This is a genomic window from Mariniflexile sp. HNIBRBA6329 (genome assembly GCF_043558645.1).
In the GTDB taxonomy this organism is placed as follows: Bacteria; Bacteroidota; Bacteroidia; order Flavobacteriales; family Flavobacteriaceae; genus Mariniflexile.
The window spans coordinates 1-1,468 of sequence record NZ_JBIFXS010000035.1 but is presented as its reverse complement, the minus strand read 5'-3'; the positions used below and the strand labels follow the sequence as shown (position 1 = coordinate 1,468).

Sequence of the window (1,468 nt, the reverse complement as noted above, 5' to 3'; positions counted from 1 at the left end):
TTTCTTTCCATAAAAATACCCTCAAATAGTGTCTAACTTTTTGGGGGCACTTCAAAATCCGCGAGGATTTTCGTAAGCAAGCTCGAACTAGCCATTAATTATACACGGTGTTGCCACACGTTTTTTTTTAATCAGTTAATATTTCGTTTAATATAAAATTCAAGTTTTCTTTTCCAATTTTGCTTAATCCACCATATTTCATATTCGGTGAAAATGGTTCCGATTCTGTCATTCCACAACCTTCCAAACACAACCAAACCTTTCCTATTTCCATATTTTCTTTGTTATAAAATCTCAAAATATATTCCGATTCAGATAAACTCCAAGTAGTCTCTGACCAATTGAAATTGCTCGGATTATTGAAAAATGTAATCAATTCAGCCTTGTTCAATTCCGACACAGTTTTGGAAGTCAAACGACTCGTTAGAAAGTTATTCTTAAAAAGCTTAATTTTCGCAACGTGTTCTCTTGGGAATTTATATTTTCCAAATCCGAAATGCTTTTCAAACGCCTTTTCTTGTTGTTCGGTCGTTTTGTGCATATAAAATTCGTTCAGTTCGTCAGTCGGAATGTGTTTCGAGTAGAATTGTCCTCTGTCAGAAATATCCCAAATAATAGCAAATCCAACTATTGCAAAAATTCCAATTACTAATAATATTTTTTTCAGGATTTTCAATTCGTGACGATTTTCTCAAATGTGTGGCAACGTTTATGTATAAGAATAGTTGCGGTTTTGTGTGCGAGGATTTTCCGAAGGAAAATCAGACGTAACAAAATTGCAACGACCTTTGATTAAGCCTAAAATAGCAATTATTTTTATACTGTGTTGTGTGCAGTTTTTATTTTATTTTCAATTCGTTTTAGGACTGAAACAAACTTTTCGAATTGTTCAATATCCTTAATTCCATATTCAGGCGTTAATATAATTCGGTCAGTTGTTTTAAATCCAGTTTCTATATAAATTCTTTCGTTTATTATTTTTTCGCAAAACTCTTTATCAGATGCTAGTTGTTTTAGCAAGTCAATATTTCCGCCAAACCAAAATTGTTTTAAAATCGGTTTTGGAAGAAATGCTCTCCTTTTAGGTAAAACAAAATTTAGAAATTTATTCCACGAATCAATTGGGAATATTGTCAATTCAGTTTTATAGTTTTTATCTAAATGTAAAGTAATTCGAAATGGTTCCGTAACAGGCATTGCTCCACCAACTTCATTCAGGTTTATACTGATTTTAGTTCCGTCAACTTCTATAATTCCATTTTTGGGTTGAAAAACATATTTTCCTATCGGACTATTTACATTTTTGATTAAATCCTCTGAATATTTTCCGCTATATTTTTCTGTTAATTCTTGAATAATATTCATTAGTTCAGAGTTTTCTCAAATTGCACACAATGATTAGGTATATGAAAAGTAAGGGATAAAAAAAGACTTACCTTCCAAATTTGTACAAGCCAATTTAGTAAAT

The 1,468-nt window shown here is 31.3% G+C and carries 2 protein-coding genes; both read right to left on the bottom strand.

What is annotated here, in order from left to right; genetic code table 11:
- Positions 1-127: 127 nt before the first annotated feature.
- The gene (locus ACGK9U_RS16065) at positions 128-676 is read right to left on the bottom strand and encodes a hypothetical protein (RefSeq protein ID WP_394467573.1); all 549 of its coding nucleotides are present in this window, start codon (positions 674-676) and stop codon (positions 128-130) included.
- Between the two features lie 140 nt (positions 677-816).
- Positions 817-1,365, bottom strand: coding sequence for a hypothetical protein (locus ACGK9U_RS16060; RefSeq protein WP_394467572.1), 549 nt, complete (start codon positions 1,363-1,365; stop codon positions 817-819).
- Positions 1,366-1,468 lie beyond the last annotated feature (103 nt).